Annotated in this window: 23 protein-coding genes, 4 tRNA genes and 1 pseudogene; 15 read left to right on the forward strand and 13 right to left on the reverse strand. The window is 41.5% G+C overall.

Annotation, left to right across the window (positions count from 1 at the left end; translation table 11 throughout):
* Positions 1 to 65: 65 nt before the first annotated feature.
* Positions 66 to 449 carry a transposase gene (locus FTT99_RS06645; RefSeq protein WP_004828545.1) on the reverse strand — a complete coding sequence of 128 codons (384 nt, stop codon included), beginning with the start codon at positions 447 to 449 and terminating at the stop codon, positions 66 to 68.
* A gap of 87 nt (positions 450 to 536) precedes the next feature.
* On the opposite strand from FTT99_RS06645, the pseudogene FTT99_RS16465 reads away from it, so the two are divergent.
* A pseudogene (locus tag FTT99_RS16465) lies at positions 537 to 737 on the forward strand (antibiotic biosynthesis monooxygenase); the annotation flags it as partial.
* On the opposite strand, the gene FTT99_RS06650 reads toward FTT99_RS16465, so the two are convergent.
* Positions 738 to 1,595: an energy transducer TonB gene (locus FTT99_RS06650; RefSeq protein WP_213066202.1), complete on the reverse strand. Its 858-nt coding sequence runs from the start codon at positions 1,593 to 1,595 to the stop codon at positions 738 to 740.
* Positions 1,596 to 1,853: 258 nt separating this feature from the next.
* Here FTT99_RS06650 and FTT99_RS06655 point away from each other — a divergent pair, with 258 nt between their 5' ends.
* The 4 genes from FTT99_RS06655 to FTT99_RS06670 all read left to right on the forward strand — a co-directional run bounded on the left by FTT99_RS06655 (position 1,854) and on the right by FTT99_RS06670 (position 4,742).
* Entirely contained in the window at positions 1,854 to 2,537 is a 684-nt protein-coding gene (locus tag FTT99_RS06655; RefSeq protein WP_078192433.1) for a hypothetical protein, read from the forward strand.
* A gap of 157 nt (positions 2,538 to 2,694) precedes the next feature.
* Positions 2,695 to 3,408 carry a DUF3108 domain-containing protein gene (locus FTT99_RS06660; RefSeq protein WP_180131875.1) on the forward strand — a complete coding sequence of 238 codons (714 nt, stop codon included), beginning with the start codon at positions 2,695 to 2,697 and terminating at the stop codon, positions 3,406 to 3,408.
* Positions 3,409 to 3,499: 91 nt separating this feature from the next.
* Positions 3,500 to 4,075: a xanthine phosphoribosyltransferase gene (locus tag FTT99_RS06665; protein ID WP_078189246.1), complete on the forward strand. Its 576-nt coding sequence runs from the start codon at positions 3,500 to 3,502 to the stop codon at positions 4,073 to 4,075.
* A 268-nt stretch (positions 4,076 to 4,343) separates the two neighbouring features.
* Positions 4,344 to 4,742 (forward strand): hypothetical protein, encoded by a 399-nt coding sequence (locus FTT99_RS06670; protein WP_180093188.1) that lies wholly within the window; start codon positions 4,344 to 4,346, stop codon positions 4,740 to 4,742.
* Positions 4,743 to 4,851: 109 nt separating this feature from the next.
* Here FTT99_RS06670 and FTT99_RS06675 read toward each other — a convergent pair whose 3' ends face one another.
* Positions 4,852 to 5,040: a hypothetical protein gene (locus FTT99_RS06675; RefSeq protein ID WP_180131872.1), complete on the reverse strand. Its 189-nt coding sequence runs from the start codon at positions 5,038 to 5,040 to the stop codon at positions 4,852 to 4,854.
* A gap of 317 nt (positions 5,041 to 5,357) precedes the next feature.
* Entirely contained in the window at positions 5,358 to 5,951 is a 594-nt protein-coding gene (gene wrbA, locus FTT99_RS06680; protein ID WP_180010538.1) for an NAD(P)H:quinone oxidoreductase, read from the reverse strand.
* Positions 5,952 to 6,063: 112 nt separating this feature from the next.
* Here wrbA and FTT99_RS06685 point away from each other — a divergent pair, with 112 nt between their 5' ends.
* On the forward strand, positions 6,064 to 7,311 hold the full coding sequence (locus tag FTT99_RS06685; RefSeq protein WP_180131864.1) for a YihY family inner membrane protein: 1,248 nt from the start codon (positions 6,064 to 6,066) through the stop codon (positions 7,309 to 7,311).
* A 53-nt stretch (positions 7,312 to 7,364) separates the two neighbouring features.
* Here FTT99_RS06685 and FTT99_RS06690 read toward each other — a convergent pair whose 3' ends face one another.
* Positions 7,365 to 8,294 carry a DMT family transporter gene (locus tag FTT99_RS06690; RefSeq protein WP_180084625.1) on the reverse strand — a complete coding sequence of 310 codons (930 nt, stop codon included), beginning with the start codon at positions 8,292 to 8,294 and terminating at the stop codon, positions 7,365 to 7,367.
* A 103-nt stretch (positions 8,295 to 8,397) separates the two neighbouring features.
* On the opposite strand from FTT99_RS06690, the gene FTT99_RS06695 reads away from it, so the two are divergent.
* On the forward strand, positions 8,398 to 9,213 hold the full coding sequence (locus FTT99_RS06695) for a helix-turn-helix domain-containing protein (protein WP_180131861.1): 816 nt from the start codon (positions 8,398 to 8,400) through the stop codon (positions 9,211 to 9,213).
* A 95-nt stretch (positions 9,214 to 9,308) separates the two neighbouring features.
* Positions 9,309 to 10,079: a tetratricopeptide repeat protein gene (locus FTT99_RS06700; protein WP_180131858.1), complete on the forward strand. Its 771-nt coding sequence runs from the start codon at positions 9,309 to 9,311 to the stop codon at positions 10,077 to 10,079.
* A gap of 52 nt (positions 10,080 to 10,131) precedes the next feature.
* Here FTT99_RS06700 and FTT99_RS06705 read toward each other — a convergent pair whose 3' ends face one another.
* Positions 10,132 to 10,773, reverse strand: a complete 642-nt coding sequence (locus tag FTT99_RS06705) for a fumarylacetoacetate hydrolase family protein (protein ID WP_180131855.1) — start codon at positions 10,771 to 10,773, stop codon at positions 10,132 to 10,134.
* 32 nt (positions 10,774 to 10,805) lie between these two features.
* Positions 10,806 to 11,303 (reverse strand): YcxB family protein, encoded by a 498-nt coding sequence (locus FTT99_RS06710; RefSeq protein ID WP_180008423.1) that lies wholly within the window; start codon positions 11,301 to 11,303, stop codon positions 10,806 to 10,808.
* 184 nt (positions 11,304 to 11,487) lie between these two features.
* Here FTT99_RS06710 and FTT99_RS06715 point away from each other — a divergent pair, with 184 nt between their 5' ends.
* Complete coding sequence (locus FTT99_RS06715; RefSeq protein ID WP_373684800.1) at positions 11,488 to 12,771, forward strand: SRPBCC family protein; 1,284 nt, start codon at positions 11,488 to 11,490, stop codon at positions 12,769 to 12,771.
* A 93-nt stretch (positions 12,772 to 12,864) separates the two neighbouring features.
* On the opposite strand, the gene FTT99_RS06720 is transcribed toward FTT99_RS06715, so the two are convergent.
* From FTT99_RS06720 to FTT99_RS06735, 4 genes are all read right to left on the reverse strand, one after another.
* Positions 12,865 to 12,941: transfer RNA gene (locus tag FTT99_RS06720), tRNA-Arg, on the reverse strand.
* Positions 12,942 to 13,445: 504 nt separating this feature from the next.
* Positions 13,446 to 13,522 (reverse strand) — tRNA-Arg (locus tag FTT99_RS06725).
* Positions 13,523 to 13,566: 44 nt separating this feature from the next.
* Positions 13,567 to 13,643: transfer RNA gene (locus tag FTT99_RS06730), tRNA-Arg, on the reverse strand.
* 15 nt (positions 13,644 to 13,658) lie between these two features.
* Positions 13,659 to 13,748, reverse strand: a tRNA-Ser gene (locus FTT99_RS06735).
* 268 nt (positions 13,749 to 14,016) lie between these two features.
* Here FTT99_RS06735 and rnr point away from each other — a divergent pair.
* The 6 genes from rnr to FTT99_RS06765 all read left to right on the forward strand — a co-directional run bounded on the left by rnr (position 14,017) and on the right by FTT99_RS06765 (position 20,739).
* Complete coding sequence (gene rnr, locus FTT99_RS06740; RefSeq protein WP_180131849.1) at positions 14,017 to 16,434, forward strand: ribonuclease R; 2,418 nt, start codon at positions 14,017 to 14,019, stop codon at positions 16,432 to 16,434.
* A complete protein-coding gene (locus FTT99_RS06745) occupies positions 16,412 to 16,924 on the forward strand; it encodes a hypothetical protein (RefSeq protein WP_257229302.1) in 513 nt (170 codons plus the stop codon). The genes rnr and FTT99_RS06745 overlap by 23 nt, the downstream gene beginning before the upstream one ends.
* Before the next feature lie 129 nt (positions 16,925 to 17,053).
* A complete protein-coding gene (locus tag FTT99_RS06750; protein WP_180161322.1) occupies positions 17,054 to 19,093 on the forward strand; it encodes a M3 family metallopeptidase in 2,040 nt (679 codons plus the stop codon).
* Positions 19,094 to 19,133: 40 nt separating this feature from the next.
* A complete protein-coding gene (locus FTT99_RS06755; protein WP_180131899.1) occupies positions 19,134 to 19,343 on the forward strand; it encodes a YheV family putative zinc ribbon protein in 210 nt (69 codons plus the stop codon).
* Positions 19,344 to 19,359: 16 nt separating this feature from the next.
* Positions 19,360 to 19,797: a hypothetical protein gene (locus tag FTT99_RS06760; RefSeq protein WP_078192446.1), complete on the forward strand. Its 438-nt coding sequence runs from the start codon at positions 19,360 to 19,362 to the stop codon at positions 19,795 to 19,797.
* A 66-nt stretch (positions 19,798 to 19,863) separates the two neighbouring features.
* Positions 19,864 to 20,739 (forward strand): DMT family transporter, encoded by an 876-nt coding sequence (locus FTT99_RS06765; protein ID WP_180131844.1) that lies wholly within the window; start codon positions 19,864 to 19,866, stop codon positions 20,737 to 20,739.
* An 87-nt stretch (positions 20,740 to 20,826) separates the two neighbouring features.
* Here the strand turns inward: FTT99_RS06765 and FTT99_RS06770 are convergent, their stop codons facing one another.
* On the reverse strand, positions 20,827 to 23,028 hold the full coding sequence (locus FTT99_RS06770; protein ID WP_180130593.1) for a TRAP transporter large permease subunit: 2,202 nt from the start codon (positions 23,026 to 23,028) through the stop codon (positions 20,827 to 20,829).
* Between the two features lie 191 nt (positions 23,029 to 23,219).
* Positions 23,220 to 23,792 (reverse strand): rhombosortase, encoded by a 573-nt coding sequence (rrtA, locus tag FTT99_RS06775; protein WP_180130595.1) that lies wholly within the window; start codon positions 23,790 to 23,792, stop codon positions 23,220 to 23,222.
* Between the last annotated feature and the right edge of the window lie 38 nt (positions 23,793 to 23,830).

The following is a 23,830-nucleotide window of genomic DNA, read 5'->3' on the forward strand; positions in this document are numbered from 1 at the left end:
GACAGTATCCATCCCTGCTCGCATATCCAGAGGTTGGGTAGAAAGCCAGATTTCATCGATACGGATCATGTTGCCAGCACCTTGAGTAATTCTGCCAAGGCAGGTATTTCTGATACTTGCCATTTCAAGCCAATTTCTGCTTTTGAGTGGGGTAAAGTAATTTGAACTTTTAACATGTCAGTAGGAGTAGGATCTAATGGTGCAGAGCAAGATAAGGCAATAAATGCAGGTTTATTCGGTAGTGGTGAGCGATCACTCCCTGGCTTAGCATCAATTAAGCGAATCCATTTGGATACAAGATTTGTATTCAATCCATGTTGCAAAGCGACTGAAGCAATTGAAACGTCCGGTGCTTTACAAGCCTGAACGATCTGCTGTTTAAATTCAGCACTGTATGTTCTTCGTTTTTTCGCAAGAGATGCGATGGATGTCTGATGATTTGTAGTCATAAATTTAAGTCCCCACTTGTTTCTAAGTGGGGACTAAATTAAGGCTTATAGGATGAATTCAGAAGGTGTGTTCAGCGGACGCTTACGACACACTTTAACTGTCAACATTTTGAAGCGCTGACAGAGGATGAGCATGAAATCGCCCTTTCCTACTGGAATACATTAGAAGACATTCGAGCTTGGCAACAAGATGCACAACATCTAGTGGCGCAGCAATTGGGAAAAAACCAATGGTATACGAATTTTAGCGTCGAAATCTGCGAAGTTTTGCGACGCTATCGCGACTGATTAACGCACCTCAAACTCTGCTTCTGCAGGATCGAAGCGCCAAGTACGCACAATACGAAGTTCTGAGATGTCTTTCATTTTGGCATCAAACAAACCAAAAGGTGCCGCCTTACGTACAGAGGTTTTTGCAGCTTCGTCCAATAAGTTTGAACCTGAACTTTCGATCAAACGAATGGCACGAATCCCGCCATTACTGTTCAAAATAACCATTAAGCGTACTTCACCGCGTAGCTGCTGCTGTTTTGCTGCTTCAGGATAATAACGGTTACCGTAAAACTCGACTTTTTCGCGAAACTTTTCCATGTAAGCAGCAGAAACATCTTGCTTGGCTTGAATACCATCAATGGTTTTAATTTTTTGCTGACGGCTAAAGTTTTGCTGGCGTTGTAAATATTGAGCTTCGATACTCGCCACCATCGCAGCCTTGGCCTGAAACTGACTATTCAACTCCTCAACGGCTTTTTTGCGACTGTTTTCTTCCGCTTGTTTTTGCCAACTCAAGGTTGTCATCAACACTTTGTCTTCAAAGCTCAGCTCTTTCTTTTGTTGCAGTTGTTCTAAAGCTTCGCTTTTTTGCTCCCCGGCTTTTTGTTCGATCATCGGTGCAGGCATGTCACTCGACATACGATGTGACTCACGGAATGTCCCAGAGCCCTGCTGATCGGCTTGTGCTAAAAAGTCTGCATGTTCAATTTTTTCCGTCGTAGAACGTAAAGAAACTGCAATTTCTTTGGTGTTATAATCCGCCTCTTGGGGCATGGAAAATTGCATGGTTAAAAAAGCCAAATGCAACACAGCAGCAAACGCCAATGCAGTTGCAAATATGGGATCTTTCCACCACTCTTTCATCAAGGGCATGAACGTTATTTTTTTCAGCATCACATTAAACCGACAATTTGCCGCATTCCCCAAACTGCTTAAAACAGTATAAAATAAAACTCGTATTCATTTTTTGATGAAAACGAGAAATCCATCAACACATAGATAATGCACAATTAAAATCATGAAAATGGTGCAATTTATTTTGCTAAACTGCAAGATCAAAACCTTGTGTTTTTATAGAAATCGACAAGATAAACATCGTTAAAAAACATAATTTGTCAGGATGCACTTCTTATGCAAACGCTAGTTTCCAATATCGCTAAACGTATACGCCAAGTGTACCAAAAAGCTGAAGGATTTATTGAAGATGAGCGTGAATTCCCAATGTCTCAAGTGTTTTTAAATGCGACATTTCAGCGCTTTGTGACCGATAATGTGAAAATGCTCAAAGACTTGCATGCTGACCTGCATGATGACTGGCTTCGACTGTATGCCACATTGGATTATAACGGGCTGATCATAACACTCTCTGTTGATTTAAAACTGGTACAGATGGAACTCAACAAACAAACCCAATTGATCGTATTTGAACAAATTAGTGATACACAAGTGATTGAAGCGAAGTATCCAAATGTTCTGTATAAGATGGGCGTGCGCATGGCGTTATGGTTCTATCAAAAAGTACTCAACCAAGATCCATTGGGTATGATTTTGGAAAAGCTCAATGTGATCAAAGTTAAAGATGATTTACTGTATTTAGACCTGAATCGCTGGCTCGGTAAAAGTCGATCGATTATCGACACATTGGGCAAAGTCCATGTCAACCATGCTGTTTTACGTGAGGCCGAATTGGTGGTGATTGGTAATGTTAATTTAACCGCATTGTTCACCAAGATGTCGCAAGAACGGATTGAAGACTGGGATGATTCAAATTTAAAAGACGATGAAGTCACGCCAATTAAGCAAAAGGAAAGCTAGACTTATCCTGTACTTAGATATCTTGAGCCTATAAAACGCTACACAACATATACATTAGGCACGGATTTGTGACGTGATTCTCCACAATCCAGCCGCATAATAAACATATCAGGTGGTTTAGTCCACCGCACTTCTATTGAATAGGAAAACCATACTTATGGCACATTCAGTTTTGAAAAATTTAGGTCTTGTTGCTGGGGTATCGACTACACTGCTTTTGACTGGTTTCTCAAGTCAGTCATTTGCCATGAGTCCATTCCAAGCCAACTACCAATTTAACTACAATGGCAAAAATTTGGGTTCTGCAACACGTACCCTAAAACAATCTGGGAATAACTGGACCTATGTTTTCGCAGCAAAAGCTGGTGCGATGGCCTCTGCAACTGAAACCAGTCGTTTTAGTTTAAATGGCAGCCAAATTCACTCGAACAGCTTTAGCCGCAGCAGCAAAATTTTGGTGCACAACAACACCATGAATATTAATTTTAATGCTGGCGCAAAAACCATTAATACCAAAAAAGATGATAAAGCGCGTTCATTTGCGTGGAAATCAGGTGTGTTAGATGAACTCAATGCTGAATTGCAAATTCGTGAAGATTTAAAAAATGGTGGTTTGAAATCGAATTACTACATTGCCGATGCCAAAGAGGTTGAAGCTCGTAAGTTCTTGAAACAAGGCACTGAAAAAGTGAAAACCACTTATGGAACTTTTGACACCGTTAAAGTCGTGATGCGTCATGACAAACCAGGCCGTCAAACGACTTTCTGGTTAGCACCAAAACTAGATTATCTACCTGTCAAAGTTTCCCACCAAGACAATAAAACCTCTTACGGTTTATTGTTAACGGGCTATAAAGGTGCAACAAATTAATTGATTTGATCAATTTCGCTTGCATTTTTCATGGTGCTTTTTAAAATACGCTTTTGCTTTAAAAAGCACCTGCCCCCTCGAGGATTCTCCCGTGCACGCTCTGGAACAGAAAATCTTAGCTGAAGGTATCGTTCTCTCTGAAGAAGTTCTGAAAGTCGATTCTTTCCTGAACCACCAAATTGACCCTGTGATGATGCAGCAAATTGGTCAAGAATTTGCCCGTCTTTTTAAAGATGCTGGCATCACAAAAATCATTACGATTGAAGCATCAGGTATTGCACCTGCAGTAATGGCTGGTCTTGAACTTGGTGTTCCTGTGATTTTTGCACGTAAATATCAATCTTTGACGTTAAAAGATGATTTGTATCGCTCAAAAGTGTTTTCTTTTACCAAACAAACTGAAAGCACGATCGCAATTTCTAAAAAGCACATCAATGCTGAAGATAAAGTTTTAGTGATTGATGACTTTTTGGCCAATGGTCAAGCGGCTTTAGGTCTTGCAGATCTTATTCATCAAGCAAGTGCTGAAGTATTGGGTATCGGTATCGTGATTGAAAAATCATTCCAACCTGGTCGTGATATTTTGCTTGAAAAAGGCTATCGCGTTGAATCATTGGCACGTGTGAAATCACTGGCGAATGGTACAGTTGAATTTGTTCGTGACTAGTTTGCGTTCAAAAGAAAAAAGAACACATCATGTGTTCTTTTTTTTTACTAAAAATTTGCGATTAAGGTGACATAAAGCGCACTTTTTAACGCCTTAGTTACAAGCAGACAAAACATCGGTGTGCAAAACTCGATAAAATTCAGGAAAATCGTTGCATTTGATCGAATGGGTCAACTACTCATCTGTCAAATTACATTATGCTGCACCATAAATTCGGCCACTTTATTTTTTAAGGCTATGGAAAGTTATGAATACAGAAGAGCAAAACATGGAAACGACAGTTAAATGTCCAAAATGTGGATCAACCCATATTGAAAAGCGTAACCATGAACAAAACTTACAAAAAATTGGTGGGGTCTTACTCAGTGGTGCAGGAACTGCTGCAGGGACTGTCGGTGGTGCGGCATCTGGCGCATCTATTGGTGCTGCGATTGGTGGCGTGACTGCTGGCCCACTTGGCGTGATTATGGGCGGAACCATCGGGACTTTTGTTGGTGCAATTAGCGTCGGCATTACAGGCGGTTTTCTCGGACACCGTTTTGGTAAAAAAGCCGGCGTGATCGTCGATCAAAATATTTTTCTCGACTACCAATGTTTAGATTGCAAACAGCGCTTTGAAATTGAGCAACAGCCTGAAGACGCTGCAAAGACTTCGGATCAAGACTAATTTCGAAATTAAAAAAGAGCGCATCAGCGCTCTTTTTTTATAGGTTATTGTTTTTCTAATATGTATTTCTAGTCTATTGAAATGCTATTCGAAAACCATGGCGAATCAATTATTTTGAAACATCAGTTAAAGATTTTGAGTCCACTTTAACTTGATCTTTTTTCGCCAAAAATTCTTTTTCTTCGTCTTTGTTCTCTTGCGGGAAATCCATACTGTATAAAACTGGCATTGCCGTACACAAGGAAGATGCAGCCAATACGGAACACAAGAAAATCATTCGAAAATTAATAATAGACATCACATACCCCAAAGAAGAAATTTAAATACAAATCATGTAATCAAAAAATAAAAATAACGCGCCCAAAGAGACAGCTATATTCGACTCGAAACCATCACTGAGCAGGCTGTATTTAAAAACTTTCAATATATTGTTGATAACATTTATTTTTAATATTTCAGGAATGGTTCGACAGATTTATTTTTATATTTTGGGTGGTATACAACGTCATAAATAAAAAGACGTCACACGTAAATAAAGCAAGAAAAGTGCAATATTTAAGCCTTTTCTTGCCCGTTCGCTACAAAGTTAGCGCAACTTCCTAGAGCAAGTAAGTATCAAATCAACTTTTTGACGACTTCGCCTAGGCGTTTACCCAGCTCTTCACACAAGTTACGCTCATCTTGACTCAATGACTGATCATGGCGTGGACCACTGACATGGCTTGCACCATAAGGTGTACCACCCGTTTTGGTATTCGATAATGCAGGATGGGCATTACTTAAACCCATAACCATCATTCCGTGATGAAACAAAGGTGGCAGCATGGTCAGCAAAGTACTTTCCTGTCCCCCATGCATTGAACCTGAACTGGTAAACACACAGGCAGGTTTGCCATGTAATGCGCCATTGAGCCAAAGCGCTGTGGTTTGATCCCAGAAATATTTCATTTCCGACGCCATATTACCAAAACGTGTTGGCGAACCAAGGGCTAAACCTGAGCAATGCGCTAAGTCATCTAAGCTACAGTAAATATCGCCTTCGGCAGGAATACTGGGCTGCACGTCAGTCACCACAGTAGATAAATTTGGAACGGTTCGTATTTTTACTGCCATTCCAGACGCTTCAATTCCATTGGCAATTAAATGTGCCATCTCACGTGTTGAACCATATTTGCTGTAATACAGCACCAGTACATAAGCTTGCGTCATTTTTATAAATTCAATGAAAAAAGAAAACTATACGGTATTTTTCCTATTTTTTGGTTAAGCTAAGTGATGAAAATTGCATAAACATGACTAAAATAACTCGAGACTTGAACGAATGATCGAAGCATTTTTAAAAAAACTTCCCTTTTACGACAAGAAATGGTTTCAGTTTGTTTTATTTGTCATTCGACGTTTTGAAGCCGATCGCTGCCGTGAACAAGCAGGATCATTAACCTATACCACCTTGTTTGCAGTGGTACCCATGTTGACCGTATTCTTGGTCATCATCTCCTCAATTAAAGCTTTAGAACCTGCTCGTCAACAGCTTCAACAATTGATTTATAGTAATTTCCTACCGAAAACGACGATTGCTTTCGATAAAGCGCTAAATGCCTTCACCGATAAATCCAGTAACTTGACCGTGATAGGTGTGCTGTTTTTATTCATTACCACAGTCATGATGCTGACCAGTATTGAGACGGTATTTAACCGAATTTGGCGGGTGCGTGAGACACGTGGTGGCATTATTGGCTTTATGCGCTATTGGACCATTATTTCATTAGGCCCAATCTTACTGGGTAGTGCATTTGTTGTGTCATCCACTGTGGCCTCTATGAATGTCCTCAGCAATAATTTTGCCGGCTATGAACTAGATGGGGCTTTTCTGCTGTGGATCTTGTCTTTTTCATTGACCATTTTAGGTTTTTTCATTCTGTATTGGACGATTCCCAACCGCAGTGTGCCGATTAAGGCGGCGCTGATCGCGGGTGTCTTTAGTGCCGTGGTATTTGAATTACTCAAAAACCTCTTTGGTTTTGTCATGTCAAATTTCACCAGTTATCAAATCGTTTACGGTGCTTTTGCTGCAGTGCCAATTTTCCTGCTTTGGATATTCCTTTCATGGAATATCGTGCTGATTGGGGTAGAAATTAGTTATGCACTGACCGCTTTCAATTCGGGCAACGACCAAAAACGTCATCCTGTTATTATGTTGATGGATTTGCTTGAATTATTTTATAAAAAGCAAAAACTCGGTCAGAGCGTGACAGAAAAAGAAGCGCTTGAGGTTTTAGGGCGTGATGAAATCGGCCGCCTGCCAAGCTATATTTTATTGTTTGAAGAGCAACACCTGATTAAACGTACAGATGATGATCATTATGTTTTAGTTCGTAATTTAACCCAAGTGGACTTTTGGAGTTTTTACAGTAAGCTGCCCTATCCGCTCCCTAAACGGCAAGATTTAGGTCGCGTCGATCCAGATGATGTTTGGATGGAAAAAATTGGGCCGCAACTGGTCGAATCGGATGATTATCTCGCGGCCAAACTCTCGATTCCACTTGCGACTATTTTTGAAGAAAAATAAGCGTAAATAAAAAAAGGAGAGCCGTAGCTCTCCTTTTTTATTTATACATGATCTTAGGTCGCTGTGCGCTGACGTCCCATCAATTTAGACAACCACCGATGCAAGGTTACCGTCATCACTCCGACCATTACTAAGGCCGTCCCCAAGATAAAATTCAGTTCAATCGTTTCGTTTAAGATCAATACGCCAAAGACCAGTCCAAAGATTGGGGTAAGGAATGAAAAAACGCCCAGACCATTGGCCAGATATTTACTTAACAGCCAAAACCAAAGCATCAGGCTAAAAAATGAAATAATGAGCACATGAAAAATCATACTGCTGATGGACAACACCGTCCAATGTACAGTCATTTGTCCTGTCAGCCACGCCACGGGTAATAAAAATACACAACCACCAACTAGCTGATAAAACAAGGTCTGAGTCGGAGGTGCATCAGAGAGTTTGGTGAGTCTTAATGAAATGGTGGTCAAGGCCCACATCACCCCAGCAAGTAATGCCATCGCATCACCCAACAGGGCTTGAGTGTTGACTGTAGTACTACTTTCACGTCCCATAAACGACAGTACTATTCCTGAAAAGGCAATAAAAATACCGACCCATTGGATCGCTGTAAGCTTTTCTTCAGGCAACTTCCAATGTAAACCTAGTGCCACGAATATCGGTGCGGTATAGAGCAAGACAACGGTATGTGATGCAGAGGTATAGCGCAGGGATTCTGCCACTAAAATAAATTCGGCTGAAAATAAAAACGCCAACCAGATACCCGGCAGCAAGTATTCTCGAGTATATAAATGTGTCCCCGGCTTAAGACGAATCAGTGGAAAGACCAACAGCGCAGCCAAACCCGATCGGATGGCAATTTGCATGATCGGCGCAATATCAACCGCGGCCAATTTCAAAATGACCTGTTGAATCCCTAAAATCATGCACAAAATAATCATCAAACCAGAAGCTTTTGCATCTAGCGCCTTACGCTGTTCCACACTATTTACTCGACAATACGACAAGCAACACTATAGAACTGTCAGAAATAAAATATATACTTCAAAATAGACAAGTGATCTTCTTATTCAGGCAAAATTTCTTATGGGTCATAAAGCTCGTGCAGATCATACGCAGTTGCAACAACTTCCCACCAACGATGAAATTCAAGCAGCGCTGTGGATCAGTTTTCGTGACGATCCTGCACTGTCTGTTTATCCCGTCCATGGACATGCTTGGGGCGAGTTTGTCTATGCCTTTAATGGCGTAATGGAAGTGAACATCAACCAGATAGACTATATTACCCCTCCACCTTATGGCATCTGGCTTCCCCCACATTTAGAACATAGTGGTTTAAATCGTACAGCGGTTTCACATGGAACCTTATATGTACATGAATCGCTATGTACTCACTTACCGAAACAACCGGGGATTTTACTCAGCTCACCATTAGTCACCGCGATCTTCAGCCATTTGCGTCTCTTACACCAACAAGCCGACCTCATGGAAAATACGGACGAATATCAACGCTTGCTTCATGTGATCTTAGATCAGCTACATCAAGCCAAATTGGTCAGTAGTTATTTACCGCATTCGGAACACCCTGCCCTCAAACAACTGCTTGATTATTTACATCAACATCCTGCAGATCAGAGCGCGCTTGAGCAATTGGCAAAGCGGATAAATATGACGGAACGTACTCTGGCGCGTTATTGTCAAAAAGAACTTGGGATGTCCCTGCATGAATGGCGACAACGTCTCAAAGTCATGAAAGCCATGTCCATGCTCAACGCAGGCCAAACCGTCGAAAATATTGCCTTAGAACTTGGCTATGCCAATGCCTCAGCGTTTATAAATATGTTTAAAAAATGGATGCTTTGCACCCCAGATCAGTTTAGGAAATCCACTTTAAAGCCCTAAATGTGTTTAAATTTAGCTATAAGTGTCTCTATAAAGTGATTCAACAATCCGTTAAGATCAAAAAATCTACGAAAATGATAATAATTCCATTTCAAATGAATAAAAAAACCATTTTAGCGCTGTGTTTATCTGCCGTATTTTTAACGGCTTGTAGTTCCAAAGAACAGCGTGAATTTAAATCTGCACTCAAAATAGCTCAAAGTGGTGATGCGACTGCGCAAATGAAAGTGGGTGATTTATACCTCACTGGAACGGGCACAGAACAAAATATCGAACAAAGTGTACATTGGTACAAAGCTGCTGCGGATCAAGGCACTACGGACGCATTCGCATGGTTGATGACTCAAGCCTACCAAGGAAACCCGCATGCAGATCAAGTGATTCGAAAGATGCAGCAAGATGGCAATATTTTCCTTGCACACTGGGTGCTAGACCTTGCAAAAAAGACTCATGATCCTGCTGCTGAATATACCGTTGGTTGGATGTACGACACTGGAAAAGGCTTAATTCAAGATAAGCACCAAGCGCAAATTTGGTATGAAAAAGCAGCCAAACAAAAGAATGTCGAAGCGATCAAAGTCTTGGGAAATCAACATTATTTTTCTGAACATCCTTCGTCAACACCCGACAAAGCAGCTGAATATTTAAGCTATGCCGCAGAACAAGGGCAAGATGCTGACGCAGCGATGAAAATGGCACATTATTATCATTATGATATTCGAAATGGTGAAAAAGCGCGACAATGGTATGCCAAAGCAGGTGCATTGGGAGACACCGACTCACAGCATATGGCCGACACCTATGAAACATGGAAAGAGACAGGCCCCTTACAACCCAATGAACCACCGCCAAACAGTCATGAATAGGTCAATCAAAAAAGGCTGCATTAAGCAGCCTTTTTTGTATTTCGTTCACAGTTTATTTGACAAAAGTTGTCCAGATATAGTCCTGATTTTTTCCTTTTAGGGTCATTTTCAACTGCTCACCTGACTGTAGTGCCGCGACACCTGCAGGCGTACCTGTCATGACCACATCACCCGCTTCAAGACTAAACACTTGGCTAATATCGGCCAGTAATGTACCCACATCAAAAATCAGCAATGCAGTATCACCGTTCTGACGCAGTTCATCATTGACATGCAAGGTGTAATGCACATCTTTCCAATCTTGAACCACCTCTTGGACATCGACCCAATCCGCAAGGATACAAGAACCATCATAAGCTTTGGCACGTTCCCACGGCTGACCTTTTTTCTTTAAGTCATCTTGTAGATCACGTAAAGTCAGGTCTAGGCCCAAAGTCACAGCTCCAACTGCTTCTAAGGCTTTGAGAGGATCAGTTTCAGCCGATAAAGGACGATCAATACGTAAACTTAATTCGCATTCATAGTGGCAACTGCCCCATGCAGGATTCCATGAGATGCCTTGGTCTAATGCGGTTAATGCACTTGGCGGCTTCATAAAAAGTACAGGACGGTCAGGAATTGCATTGCCTAATTCTTTGGCATGATCTGCATAACTACGACCGACGCAAACAATTTTAGATGGACGTGACTGCATACTACTCCCTCTTTTGTTATGAATAGATTGTCTTAGTGCTGAAAAGTATTGCTAAAAATCGCTTGGTCCGCAGTATCTTTAAATGCACTTTTCGGCACAATAATCACGGTTTTATTTTTCAGCTCAAGCATATAGGTCAATTTGCCTTCAGCAAAATTGGCCACTTCAGCATAATGGAAGATATTCTTACGACCATTGGCATGAATTTCTGCATAGTCTTGAAATAAATCAATACCTTGTTCACTTTTTCCTAATTGGTATTTTACAAACTGGCGTTTAAACATCATCGGTAAAAACCAATAACGCATGATACCTTGAAGAAGTAAAAAGAAAGCACCCAGCCCAACATAGTAGGCACCGACACCATTTACACCCAAGTAAAAACCCCAGATGATAATCCCAAGGCTAATGGCTGGCGTTAAAAAACGCGTAAATTGCTTTTTGCCAAAAGTAGCTAGTGCAAAACCATCCTGTGATTCTTCTAGATTTAAAAAATAGCGCAGCGATAATGCAGGTAGATTCTCAGACATAAGCGTATGAATATTTAAAAATGAATTGCGCTAAATACTACACCACAATTCAAACTTGCTTCATGCTTTTTGATGGTCGGTTGTAACACTTCACTACTTCCCTTCCACCTAGAAATACGTTAAAAACAGCAACAAATAAAAGATTGCATACGCAGGATGTGACATGCAGATAACAAAAATAATCATGATGCTAGCGTTTCTGAGTGGACTGAGCATATCGACCAGTTGGGCCAAATTCGTTCAATGGCAACCCCAGATTCCTAGTAGTTTGGACTTGTTTAATGGCAATGCCAAAGCCTTGGCAAATCTTGCCGGTGATCACATCGTGATTTTTGCACATCCTTCACAGCAGATTAGTCTGCCCACGATGAAAGCAGGTCAAAAAGTCGTTGGTAAATTTCAAAGTGCCGCCGTGGTTGTCCCAACCAACAGCAAAAATGTGTCCAGATTACTCAGTAATTATCCAAACTATGCTGGCTTATTTCCCACGCTAAAATCTGCTGAGGTTTTGCAACAGCAAGGTTCAACCAGCCAAGTTGAATACCGCATCCATATCCCGACACCTATTCCGGTTTTAAACTTTAAAGAAACCGTGGTGATGCAGCACCAAATTGATCACAACAGCATTAATAGTTTGGTTCTACAAGCACCGGTGCCCTTTGGTGCAGGGAAAATTGAATGGTTTGAGATCGATGCTCAACACACCTTGATTAGTGTGACCCAATGGGGCGATTTAAATCAGCCCAAAGGTTTTTTGTTTAGCAAAATATTAAATGCCTTACCCGATGCTAAATTAGGGATTCCTGCGGGAACCAATGGTTTTTTACTCGAATCATTACAGCGTCGATTTAAAGCCTTTAGCAGCGAAACTCTCGCTGCAAATCAATTACCTGAACTCAAATTAAATGCCTCTCAACTCGACAAAGTCACCCAATTAAGTCAAAGCTCGAAAGAACCTGTGTCCTTTATTTTGACAGCGCAGCGCGTTCCCTTTGGGCAAAATTATGAATTGATGCGCTTTAGCACCAGTTTTCAATATTATGCACAAAAGCCTTCGAGCTTACAGCGTTGGATTAATGTGTCTTCGTTCAAGCATTTATTTCCAAGACAAGTTAAACATATGCAAGTGCAGAAAATTAATCCGCACCTGATGGATGCCGACTATAAAATTTCGGTGGGTTTAGGCGTGATCAATATTCCCTTTGATTTTAAAATGCGTTTTAACTATCCCGATTTATTGCAAAATCAATACACCGCAACCGGTGGGGACTTAAAGTTTGTCCGAGGTGCTATGCATATTCGACCCTTACAACAAGGGTCGCTATTACAATTGACCAGTGCGGTGAAGATTGATGACAAAGCACCGTTTTTACTTCGTGCTATGCGCAGTATGCCGTATCACGACATGTTGCCGGCTTTAGGTGGCAATACAGTCTTTGCACTCAAAGTTAAACAGAAGTTAAATTAGAACCTTAATTGATAAGCTGAATTTATTGGTTTTAGCTATATTTCAGACACAAAAAAACCGCAACATGTGCGGTTTTTTCAATCTTGATCAAGTTGGTGCGCTCAGAGAGATTCGAACTCCCGACCCCTTAGTTCGTAGCCAAGTGCTCTATCCAGCTGAGCTATGAGCGCGATGTCTTGATGAGGCTCATTATACGTGATTTTTATTTTTTGTTAAGAGCTTTTTCATATAAATTTAACTAAACGCACAGCAAATAAACAATTACTCTTTAAACACGTTCAAAATCATCCTGATTTACTTTTTTAATGGCTTTTTCATCACAAGTTTGGAATTTAAACTTAGCAATACTCACGTATAAATGCTCAAGATAGATAACAAATCTATCGCCATCATTGAATCGCGGCTTTAACTCACCCAACTTTTTCTTTATCTAGCTTTAAAAAATGCATCGCCATGAACATCTGAAATGAGGGTTTATCTGCTGAAAAAAGCAAAATCAAATTTACTGATGGGTTGTCTTATGACAAAAGATTTTTTTTATACAATCCAAGCAAAAGACAAAAGACAAAAGACAAAAGACAAAAGACAAAAGACAAAAGACAAAAGACAGCTATATCAAAGCGATAAATCACAAGCACAAAAAAACCGCAACATGTGCGGTAATTTTTTCAAGTTGGTGCGCTCAGAGAGATTCGAACTCCCGACCCCTTAGTTCGTAGCCAAGTGCTCTATCCAGCTGAGCTATGAGCGCGTACTTGTGTCGTCTTAAAAGACTACGTTTTCAGATTTACTTATTGGTGCGCTCAGAGAGATTCGAACTCCCGACCCCTTAGTTCGTAGCCAAGTGCTCTATCCAGCTGAGCTATGAGCGCGACATAAGTAAATCGTGGCGGTGAGAGAGGGATTCGAACCCTCGATACAGTTGCCCGTATGCATCCTTAGCAGGGATGTGGTTTCAGCCACTCACCCATCTCACCGTAACGTGCCGCCATAATACAAAGATCATGATACGACTGCAAGCACAGTCGTTATATTTTTTTCATTTTTTTACTCAATTAGATATTTTTTAAACGATTTTCAAAAAATTAGTGCAAAATTAGTTCAGCACACACTGCTGTCCCCTACTTTTCAGCTTTAAACATTATAAAATATCGGCATAAAACACTTTATTGCAATCAATTGCGTGCAGTATCTGCTTGCATGACTTATGCTAATCCTAATCTTCTGATTTGAAGCCAAATACATATGAAAAACTGGGTCGACCCTGAAGCAAAAGCTGAAGCCGAACGTTATGACAATCCAATTCCAAGCCGTACTCTAATTCAAGAGACGATTGAACAACTGAAAACTGCAATGTCGCATGCCGATCTTGTAGAACATTTTGAAATTGCCGATCAAAAAAGTATTGATGCACTGAGTCATCGTCTGATTGCGATGGTTCGAGATGGTCAGTTGATGAAAGATGGATTTAAGTTCCAGCTTGCAGCTGAGCAACCGACTCATGAAGCAACGGTTTATATCAACTCAAAAGGTTTAGGCACAGCCAATATTAGCGGTGAAGATGACATTTTACTTCCTGAGCGTGAGTTACGTCAGGTGTTTAATGGTGACCGTGTTAAAGTCCGCCAAACTTCGGTAGACCGTAAAGGCAAAGCATGGGGCTTTATTACTGAAGTTCTACAGCATCGTGTCAAAGAAATTATCGGTAAAGTGTCTGTGTATGAAGGTGAATATTTTATTCAGCCGGCAAATCCCAATGCACACCAACCGATTACGTTAGAAAGAGAATTAATCGAGCATGCCAAAGTCAAACTCGGTGACTCTGTACGTATTGCGATTGACAGCTACCCAACCAAAGAAGAATTTGCGACAGGTCATATTGTTCAGTCGATGGCTGATAAAGCAGACACTGAAATTATTATTCCGCAAACCATTTTAGAATTTGGTTTACCTTACGAATTCCCTGAAGCAGTACAACAAGAAGCCGACAGCTTTAAAGAACCGTCAGAACAAGACCGTGAAGGTCGTGTCGATTTACGTGATTTAGCACTTGTCACCATTGATGGTGAAGATGCCCGTGACTTCGATGATGCCGTGTATGCGGAAAAACGTCCGGGTGGTGGTTATCGCGTTGTGGTAGCAATTGCCGATGTCAGCCATTATGTACGTCCGGGTAAACCGCTCGATGACGAAGCTCAAGAGCGCGGTACATCGGTGTACTTCCCTCATTTTGTATTGCCGATGTTGCCTGAAGCGCTGTCGAATGGTTTATGTTCTTTGAACCCACACGTAGACCGTTTATGTATGGTCTGTGATTTAAACTTATCTCGCGCGGGTCGTGTCACTAAGTTTGAGTTCTATCCGGGTGTAATGCATTCAAAAGCTCGTTTGACCTATACTCAAGTGGCCGAATATTTTAAGGGTAATAGTCAAGCCATTCCTGAAGACCGTGATGTACGTAAATCGGTCAATACCTTATTCCAATTGTATCAAGTGTTGAAAGGCTTACGTGCTGAACGCCACGCGATGGAATTTGAAACCGTTGAAACTTATATGACCTTTGATGAGCTAGGCGGTATTAACGAAATCCTACCGCGTAGCCGTAATGATGCACACAAACTGATTGAAGAATGTATGTTGCTGGCAAACGTCGCAGCGGCAGAATATGCATTAAAAAATGAAATTCCAATGCTGTACCGTGTGCATGAGCCACCTGAGTTTTCACGCATTCAAAAGGTTCGTGATTTTGTGAAGTTATTGGGGCTACCATTCCCTGAACAGCCGACTCAAGCTGACTATCAAGCCGTGATTGATGCCACCAAAGACCGTATTGATGCTCCAAGCATTCATGCCGTTTTACTCCGCTCAATGATGCAAGCTTATTATGGCGCGAACAATGCAGGTCACTTTGGCTTGGCTTATGAAGCGTATACGCATTTCACATCTCCAATCCGTCGTTATCCAGACTTGTTACTTCACCGTGCCATCAAAGCACAATTGAAGAAAAAACCTTACCCAATTTCTGGCGCTTCGCTGGATGATGCAGGTGAACACTTCTCTGCGACAGAGCGCCGTGCAGATGAAGCTTCACGTTCTGTCACTACGTGGTTGAAGTGCCATTATATGCAGCAGCATTTGGGTGAAGAGTTTGTCGGCACCATCAGTGCAACTGCTGAATTTGGCCTTTTTGTAACGCTCAAAGACTTATATGTTGATGGCATGATCCACGTCAGCCAATTGGGTGATGACTTCTTTGTCTATGACCAACCGAGTCAGAGCTTAATTGGTCAATCTCGAGGTCAAGTTTTCAGTCTCGGCGATGAAGTGAAAATTAAAGTCGCTGGCGTAAATCTAGAAGAGCGCAAAATCGACTTTGAATTGATTCAACAATTGAGCCATGCAGGTCGCGCTATTCGCGCACGTGCCCCTCGTGTTGCAAAACCTACAGCCAAAGAAGAAGTCTTTTCAGAACGTAAAACCAACGTTGCTGAAGATGGAGAACAGCCCATACGACGCAAAAAGTCAAAATCTAAGCCCAGTTCATTCGGTAAAAAGCCTGCTAAAAAATCTGCAAGCAAATCTGAAGCGAAGGCTAAAGATAAAGTGAAGAAAAAATCTAAACCGAAAAAGAAAAAATCCAATGCTAAATCAGCTGCGGATTAAGGTTGAAAGAAAAGAGCGCTTCGGCGCTCTTTTTGATTCTGAAATTAAAATTAAATGTTTGATATTTCAACAAATATTACTATCTTCTAGCCGTCTTTTAACGGCGGTTATTATGAAAACAATATTTACTGTACTACTAACATGTTCAATTTTATTCAGCACAGGGTGTGCAACCATGTTTAATGGTTCATCTCAAACGGTCAACATTCGTAGTAACGATGCCGATGCAAAACTCTATGTAAATGAAGAGTATATGGGTAAAAACAATACTGTTTATACTTTTAAAAAGAAAGAAAACTATGTTTTAAAGGCTGAAAAAACAGGCTGTAAAACGACTACAGTCGTTCCTACAAAAACGTTTGACCCTACAACCCTTCTCGGGGTTTTAGTCGACTGGGGAATTATTTCTATTTTAGTGGTTGATGGTGCGGCAACAGGCTCGTGGCAGAAATTCAATCAAACAAGTTTAGTGATTGATCCTGATTGTTAATTCATCATTAAGCCTGCATTACATGTAGGCTTTTTATTTCATAATAAAGAATAAAAATATAAACCTTGATTTAACCCGCAACAAACCCTACATCTATAAATAACTCAGGATTTATATGAAGTAGAAAATATGACTTTAGAAAAGGCAACTTTGCCCGTTCCTCAATTTGATCAAATTACCTTAGATCAACTCAAAGAAAAAATTCAAAATGCGATTCAACACGGTCAACAATTTCTAAATGAACTGACAGTTGTTCCAGATTCGGTACAAAAACAACTAAATACGTTAGAACAGGTCGATGACCTTGAAAATAATATGAGTGAAGCTTGGGGTGTGCTCTCGCATCTAAATGCCGTGATGAATAATGCTGAAACTCGTGAACTTTACCAATCTTTACTACCCGGCCTGAGTGAGTACTATACGCAGCTAGGTCAACATACAGCGCTGTATCAAACCTATCAGCATGTACATGACAACAGTGTATTTGACACGCTCCCTGCGGCACAGCAAAGCGCAATTAAACTTGCGTTACGAGATTTTAAACTTTCAGGCGTAGCCTTAGAAGGTGAAGCGAAAAAACGCTATGCAGAAATCTCTGCACGCCTTTCACAGTTATCATCCGACTTTTCCAACCACGTATTGGATGCCACCCAAGCCTACTTCAAACCATTAACTGAAGCGCAGCTCAAAGGGTTACCTCAAGGCAGTATTGAACTTCTGAAACAATATGGTCAGCAACGTGAACTCGAACAGGCTGTAGCAACACTCGACTTCCCGTCTTATATTGCCATTATGACCTATGCCGAAGACCGCGAAGTCCGTGAAGCACTTTATAAAGCCTATACCACACGTGCTTCTGATCAGGCAGACTCTGCTGAATTTGACAATACAGCGGTCATGGAAGAAATCTTGAAGCTACGTCAGGAAATGGCAAGCCTGCTTGGTTTTAACAATTACGCCGAATTGTCTTTAGCAAGCAAAATGGCACCCGATGTGGCAACTGTAGATCAGTTCCTGATTGAACTGGCAGAACATGCGCGTGCGCCAGCAGAGAAAGAAATTGCTGAATTGAAAGCCATTGCAGCGCAAGACGGTATCACTGAGTTACAACCGTGGGATGCCACTTTCTATTCAGAAAAACTCAAAGTTCAACAGTTTAATTTGTCACAAGAAGACCTGAAGCCCTATTTCCCTGCACCTAAAATTATTCAAGGCTTGTTCAGCATTGTAAATCGTCTCTATGGCATCAATGTAATCGAGCGTGAAGCGCCTGTTTGGCATCCTGATGCACGTTATTTTGAACTTGAAGATCAAGGCAGCGTGATTGGCGGTTTTTACTTTGACCTGTATGCACGAAGCGGTAAACGTGGCGGCGCATGGATGAGCGGCTTCCGTTCACGCATGCAAACTGAAAATGGTCTGCAAAAACCAATTTGCTACATGGTCTGCAACTTTACCCCACCTGTCGGTGAGCAAGCTGCTTTACTTACCCATGATGAAGTAACGACGCTGTTCCACGAATTTGGTCATGGCTTACATCACATGCTCACTGAAGTCGATAATATTGCTGTGGCCGGTACACATGGCGTGGCGTGGGATGCAGTAGAGCTGCCAAGTCAATTCATGGAATTTTGGACTTGGGATCAAGAAAGTTTAGATTTACTCAGTGAACATATAGAATCAAAGCAAACTTTACCAGCCGATCTGTTAAAAGCACTACAAGATGCGCGTTTCTTCCAGTCAGGGATGCAAACGTTACGTCAAATTGAATTTGCCATGTTTGACTTAAATATCCATAAGGCCAACCCTGCTTTGGACGCTACAGGCATCCAAAAAACCTTAGATGATATTCGTCAAAAATATGCAGTTGCACCCACCACTTCGTACAACCGTTTCCAACATGGTTTCAGTCATATCTTCGCAGGTGGCTACGCTGCTGGTTATTATTCATACAAATGGGCAGAGGTTTTGGCAAGTGATGCCTTCGACCGATTCGAAAATGAAGGAATTTTTAATACTTCGACTGGCAAGTCGTTTAGACAATTTATTCTAGCAGTTGGCGGAAAAGATACGGCACTTGACGCATTTATCAATTTCCGCGGACGCGAGCCAAAAATAGATGCTTTGCTGCGTCATCAAGGTTGGACGAACGCATCTAAAAACGCTTAAACTAGGGACCTTAGTTAGATTCAAGGTAAGTATGATGACCATTAAACGACGCTTCATTGCAGGTGCAAAATGTCCAAAATGCCAAGCGATGGACCGAGTTGTCATGCTGACCTCTGGCGAAAACGAATGGATCGAATGCATTGATTGTGGTTACAGTGAAAATCGACCGACTCATGTCGATCAACCTGAACAACCCGCCGTGCCAGACGATATCGGTGTGATCCAATTTAAGCCACGTCAGCCTAAATAAAAATTAAGGTCAAGCAATGACAGAAGATCAAAGACATAATCCAAAATTGTTAGTTGGAATCATTGGGGGCTTAACGTTATTGATTGCTATCTTTTTTGCATATCAATGGTTAAGCAGCAGTACAGCAGATAAATCTGCGCTTCAAGAAGAAATGGTCGCTGCACCGGCTAAACCGCCTGTTGCAGTCCCAGTCCAATCTGAAACTGAAGCATCAGTCCCTGTCGCAGAGACTGAAACCCTTAAATTGGTCGAAGAAGACATTTTAGATGCAGCTGTACCTGAAAATGCCTCTTTAGCCAAAGAGGAAATTGCCAAATTAGATGACATTCAACAACAATTGAATGATCAGGAGCAAAGTTTAAAACAGCAGCATTCTGATGCAGATGAGCTGATTAAACTGAAAGAAGAACAAATTAAATTACTTGAAGCCCAGTTAGCACAACAAGCAAAATAACCGACTTCTGCTACACCATGCGTACTTATAGGCTAGAATATCATCAGATTTTCTAGCCTTTTTGTTATGTCCACTACTACACCACAAAATATCCCCAAAGCAATTGGCTTTCTCATGCTATCAGCGCTGCTTTTTTCCATCATGGGGGTTTGTATACGCTACGCATCTCACACCGTAGATAATGCCACCATCGTATTTTTTCGCAATGTGGTTGGCTTATTGATCTTTTTACCCCTGATTTTGCAAAAAGGCAGCACGTTTTTTAGAACTGAAAAACTGTGGATGCATACCTGGCGTTCAATCGTAGGCTTGGTGGCAATGTATGGCTTTTTTTATGCCATCGCACACTTAAAACTCTCCAATGCCATGGTCTTCACCTATTCCTCGCCGATCTTCATTCCCTTAATTGCATGGTTATTTTTAAAAGAAAAAATGACCCTGAGAATGCTCATTGCCGCAGTCATTGGTTTGATTGGCGTCCTCTTCGTCGCAAAGCCCGATGCAGGAATGTTCAATCAGTTATCACTCATCGGACTAACCGCAAGCTTCTTGGCAGCCATGGCATTTGTCACTGTCCGTGCCCTTACAGCAACTGAACCACCTGAACGCATCGTGTTTTATTTCTGCTTTTTTGGCACGCTCATATCGATGATCCCGATGCTCTGGCTCTGGCGTCCTTATAGTTTAAAGGAGTTAGCTTTTCTGATTACAGCGGGACTTTTGGCCAATATCAGTCAAATTTTTATGTCCAATGCCTATAAGCTTGCACCCGCAGGTCAAATTGGTCCCGTCAACTATATCGCGATTATTTTTGCCGGTATTTGGGGCTTTACACTGTGGCAAGAATTGCCAGATATTTACAGCCTATTCGGCTTTGCTTTTATATTTTTAGCGATTTTGCTTTGTAGTCCGATCCTACAAAATAAATTTAAAGAGTCATAATAGTCTCATTCATTTACCATCAATCGCACAGCCCCTTATTCAATAAAAAAGCACCCGAAGGTGCTTTTTTAATGGCTCACTGCGAACTTATTGGTACCAACCAAACAGTTTCAGAATATAAGGCGCATAAGTCACGATCACCAAAGCTGGGAACAATACAAGGATCGGTAAAATCCAACGTTCATAGCGATAATAGAAATTGGTGTATTGGGCTTTTGCTTCTGCATCTGCTGCCCGTACCTCTTCATCCCCGACGGAGAGTCGTGTCAGCAAGTGATTCAGCGCTACAGGTGGCGAAACATAACCGAGCTCGAAGGCAACCAAAACGATCATCCAGAAGTGAATCGGATGGATACCATTTTCGTAGGCTACTGGTGCAATCGTTGCTGCAACCAAAATTACTGCCCCGAATGGATCTGTCGTCATACCAATAATCGCCAATAACAATGCGATAAAGGCCAACGAAATATAGATATTGCCCAAATGCGTTGGTAATAATTCAACGATTTCTGTCCGTTCAATCAAACCGCCGACACTTGCCGACAAGGCCATTAAGATAATTAATGCGCCAATGTGTCCAACCGTTTCTGAAGAGGCAAACCAAATTGAACTACCGAAACCACGACGGTTAGCCCCATGTCCACCATGTTCACGCATGAACTCAGAACTTTGCTCATGTTGTAAGCTGAGTTGTTCATGTGCATCTACAGTTTGCGAAGTAAAACGATCAGCAAACCAACGGTCAAACATAATGTAAACAATCAGAATGATCGGTAGAACCACAGGCGCGGTGAACTCATCCATTTGTGTATCTAAACCGTACTTGTAGAAAGCAATGACAAGCAAGGTCAGTACGATATACGGAATCACAGGAATGAACGCTTTCAGCATGCCCGGAATAGCCACTTTCGGCGATGCCACACGGAAACGTGTTTCTGCCAAGAACAGTGAAATACCCAAGAACAAGAATGCTGTGAGCCAGAACACATAGATACCGTGATCAAATAGTTCATCTGAGGTGACATGGCGGCTATCAAGCATCGAGATCAAGATAATCAATAGACATGGACGAATGACCACACCTAAGGAACCTGACATTGCCGATACAGCGAGTGCGAACTGACGACGAGAGCCAGAGTTCCACACTTCTTTATAAATAATTGCACCGGCTGCTACAACGAAGATCCCTGAAGCGCCGGTATAAGCGGTTGGAATCGCCGCGGCAATCAGAATTAACCACGTCAAAGTTTCTGGTGCTAAGTTCCATGGACGTAAAATCCCCAAGAACAAATCCATTACGCGCGTTTGCGTCAATAACATCCCGGCCCAAATAAACAATGCAAGGTTTAGGAAAATCCCGGAGAACTCGACCAATTGTCCGAGGTAAATCCCCTGACCCATTGGGTAGTCCATAAAGAAGGTAAATGCTACACCCGTAATAATCGCCATAAAGGCATACAACGGTACACTCAATAGCGCAAAACCAATATTCCCCGCCCCCGGCTCTTTCGCCGCAGGTGGTTTAAAGAACTGATAAATACTGATGAGGGTGACAATACCAAACAGGGCTAACCACAACCAATATACCGCCAAAGTTTCTGTGGTCGATTTCACCCCAGAATTCAGGACTGAATTAAATTGGCTATATACCGAGAAGGTTAACAGACCATTACCAATCGCCATGAATAAAGCATAGACTTTATAATCCAAGCGTGTTGTTGGCGCACGTAGACCGATATGGTGAAATTTCACTGAAGCGGTAATGGCAGATACCAAGACCATCAATAAAAGAATCAATACACGGTTTTCAGAACCAAATTTAAAGATACCAAAGAATGTCGTTTCAATCGCACGATAAGTACGAATACTTGGATGCTCATCTAAATAAGCTTTTGCTTTGTCATAAAATTGGAATTTTTCTTCACATTGCTGTACACCTGCCATGACTGATGCACGTACATCGGATTCAGATGCTGTACCAAAAATGTCAGCAAATTCGTCAGCCGCATTGGCTTTCATTTGCGTTTGCACCATTTTATCTACATCTGGGTGGCGGTCACAATCTGGCTTGGTCGGTTCTGCACGTAAAAATGAATACTGCATCCCAATGCTTTCATTACCATACAAACGCTCACCAGTACGCAGAAGCTGACCATGAATCATCTCCCCTGTCCCGATAATCAATGTAAGCAGAAGCAAGATCAACACGACTAGAGTCGAAATCCATTCTGTCCAGACATACCTTAACAGCCCGACGATGCCGGATCTGTTTTGTGCATCATTTTGCATGAGTCTTCCTATTTTTTATTTTGGAGCCTAGCGGAGCCAAGCATCCTTTTCCTTATCGGCTCGAGAAGTTCCTTTCCCTGACCTAACTGTTTTATTATTACGTTTAAATTTGCATCAATATTCAAAACATTAAAATGACAATATGTATTTTCTTTTCGGTTTTTTTTGTCAACCCAATCACCTAAAGTGCGCTAGCGATCCCAGAAATAATTACCAATAAGATAAAACACCGCGATGACAATGCCCCAAATCACCCCCAATAAATGAGCTTCGACTAAAACGGGGCTTCCTATTAATTCAGCCGTTCCGGTGTTTCCCACGGTATTTTCCCAGACCAATTTTGCCAAAATCAGCAAGAGAACAAAGGCTGCAAAATTTCGCTCCCGTTTATACATTAAATGTACGCAAGCGACTGCAACATAAGCGCCATGCAAGACACCAGATAATCCTGCATAGGCTTCAATATCGGGGAGGAAAAAATAGAAACTCAGACTAATTAAAGGGGATAAAATCAATAAAATGGCAACAAAATACCATATTGAAACTCTTGGAAAAATAAACGGTAAGCAGATAAAGGCCAACATATTTAAAGCAAAATGAATCCAACCGACGTGAACCCAATGGGCCGTCCATAAGCGCCAAAAGTCATGAAATAAATCATCTTGCCAGTAGATAAAATAGTCTTTAAATACCTGTAGCGAGGCACAGATCGAAACGAATACAGCAAGAAAGACAATTTTCGGAATTAAAAATTGTGTTTTCATTTTCGCTCCTCCTGTACCTCACATTTGGACTACATGCT

Source organism: Acinetobacter sp. YH12040 (assembly GCF_013420005.1).
Lineage (GTDB): Bacteria > Pseudomonadota > Gammaproteobacteria > Pseudomonadales > Moraxellaceae > Acinetobacter > Acinetobacter amyesii.

What these genes read in the sequence shown, in the direction of transcription:
- FTT99_RS06645 (WP_004828545.1), bottom strand. Translation starts at nt 449, where the DNA reads ATGACTACAAATCATCAGACATCCATCGCATCTCTTGCGAAAAAACGA.
- FTT99_RS06650 (WP_213066202.1), bottom strand. Translation starts at nt 1,595, where the DNA reads ATGCCCTTGATGAAAGAGTGGTGGAAAGATCCCATATTTGCAACTGCA.
- FTT99_RS06655 (WP_078192433.1), top strand. Translation starts at nt 1,854, where the DNA reads ATGCAAACGCTAGTTTCCAATATCGCTAAACGTATACGCCAAGTGTAC.
- FTT99_RS06660 (WP_180131875.1), top strand. Translation starts at nt 2,695, where the DNA reads ATGGCACATTCAGTTTTGAAAAATTTAGGTCTTGTTGCTGGGGTATCG.
- FTT99_RS06670 (WP_180093188.1), top strand. Translation starts at nt 4,344, where the DNA reads ATGGAAACGACAGTTAAATGTCCAAAATGTGGATCAACCCATATTGAA.
- FTT99_RS06675 (WP_180131872.1), bottom strand. Translation starts at nt 5,040, where the DNA reads ATGTCTATTATTAATTTTCGAATGATTTTCTTGTGTTCCGTATTGGCT.
- wrbA (WP_180010538.1), bottom strand. Translation starts at nt 5,951, where the DNA reads ATGACGCAAGCTTATGTACTGGTGCTGTATTACAGCAAATATGGTTCA.
- FTT99_RS06685 (WP_180131864.1), top strand. Translation starts at nt 6,064, where the DNA reads ATGATCGAAGCATTTTTAAAAAAACTTCCCTTTTACGACAAGAAATGG.
- FTT99_RS06695 (WP_180131861.1), top strand. Translation starts at nt 8,398, where the DNA reads ATGGGTCATAAAGCTCGTGCAGATCATACGCAGTTGCAACAACTTCCC.
- FTT99_RS06700 (WP_180131858.1), top strand. Translation starts at nt 9,309, where the DNA reads ATGAATAAAAAAACCATTTTAGCGCTGTGTTTATCTGCCGTATTTTTA.
- FTT99_RS06705 (WP_180131855.1), bottom strand. Translation starts at nt 10,773, where the DNA reads ATGCAGTCACGTCCATCTAAAATTGTTTGCGTCGGTCGTAGTTATGCA.
- FTT99_RS06710 (WP_180008423.1), bottom strand. Translation starts at nt 11,303, where the DNA reads ATGTCTGAGAATCTACCTGCATTATCGCTGCGCTATTTTTTAAATCTA.
- FTT99_RS06715 (WP_373684800.1), top strand. Translation starts at nt 11,488, where the DNA reads ATGATGCTAGCGTTTCTGAGTGGACTGAGCATATCGACCAGTTGGGCC.
- rnr (WP_180131849.1), top strand. Translation starts at nt 14,017, where the DNA reads ATGAAAAACTGGGTCGACCCTGAAGCAAAAGCTGAAGCCGAACGTTAT.
- FTT99_RS06745 (WP_257229302.1), top strand. Translation starts at nt 16,412, where the DNA reads ATGCTAAATCAGCTGCGGATTAAGGTTGAAAGAAAAGAGCGCTTCGGC.
- FTT99_RS06750 (WP_180161322.1), top strand. Translation starts at nt 17,054, where the DNA reads ATGACTTTAGAAAAGGCAACTTTGCCCGTTCCTCAATTTGATCAAATT.
- FTT99_RS06760 (WP_078192446.1), top strand. Translation starts at nt 19,360, where the DNA reads ATGACAGAAGATCAAAGACATAATCCAAAATTGTTAGTTGGAATCATT.
- FTT99_RS06765 (WP_180131844.1), top strand. Translation starts at nt 19,864, where the DNA reads ATGTCCACTACTACACCACAAAATATCCCCAAAGCAATTGGCTTTCTC.
- FTT99_RS06770 (WP_180130593.1), bottom strand. Translation starts at nt 23,028, where the DNA reads ATGCAAAATGATGCACAAAACAGATCCGGCATCGTCGGGCTGTTAAGG.
- rrtA (WP_180130595.1), bottom strand. Translation starts at nt 23,792, where the DNA reads ATGAAAACACAATTTTTAATTCCGAAAATTGTCTTTCTTGCTGTATTC.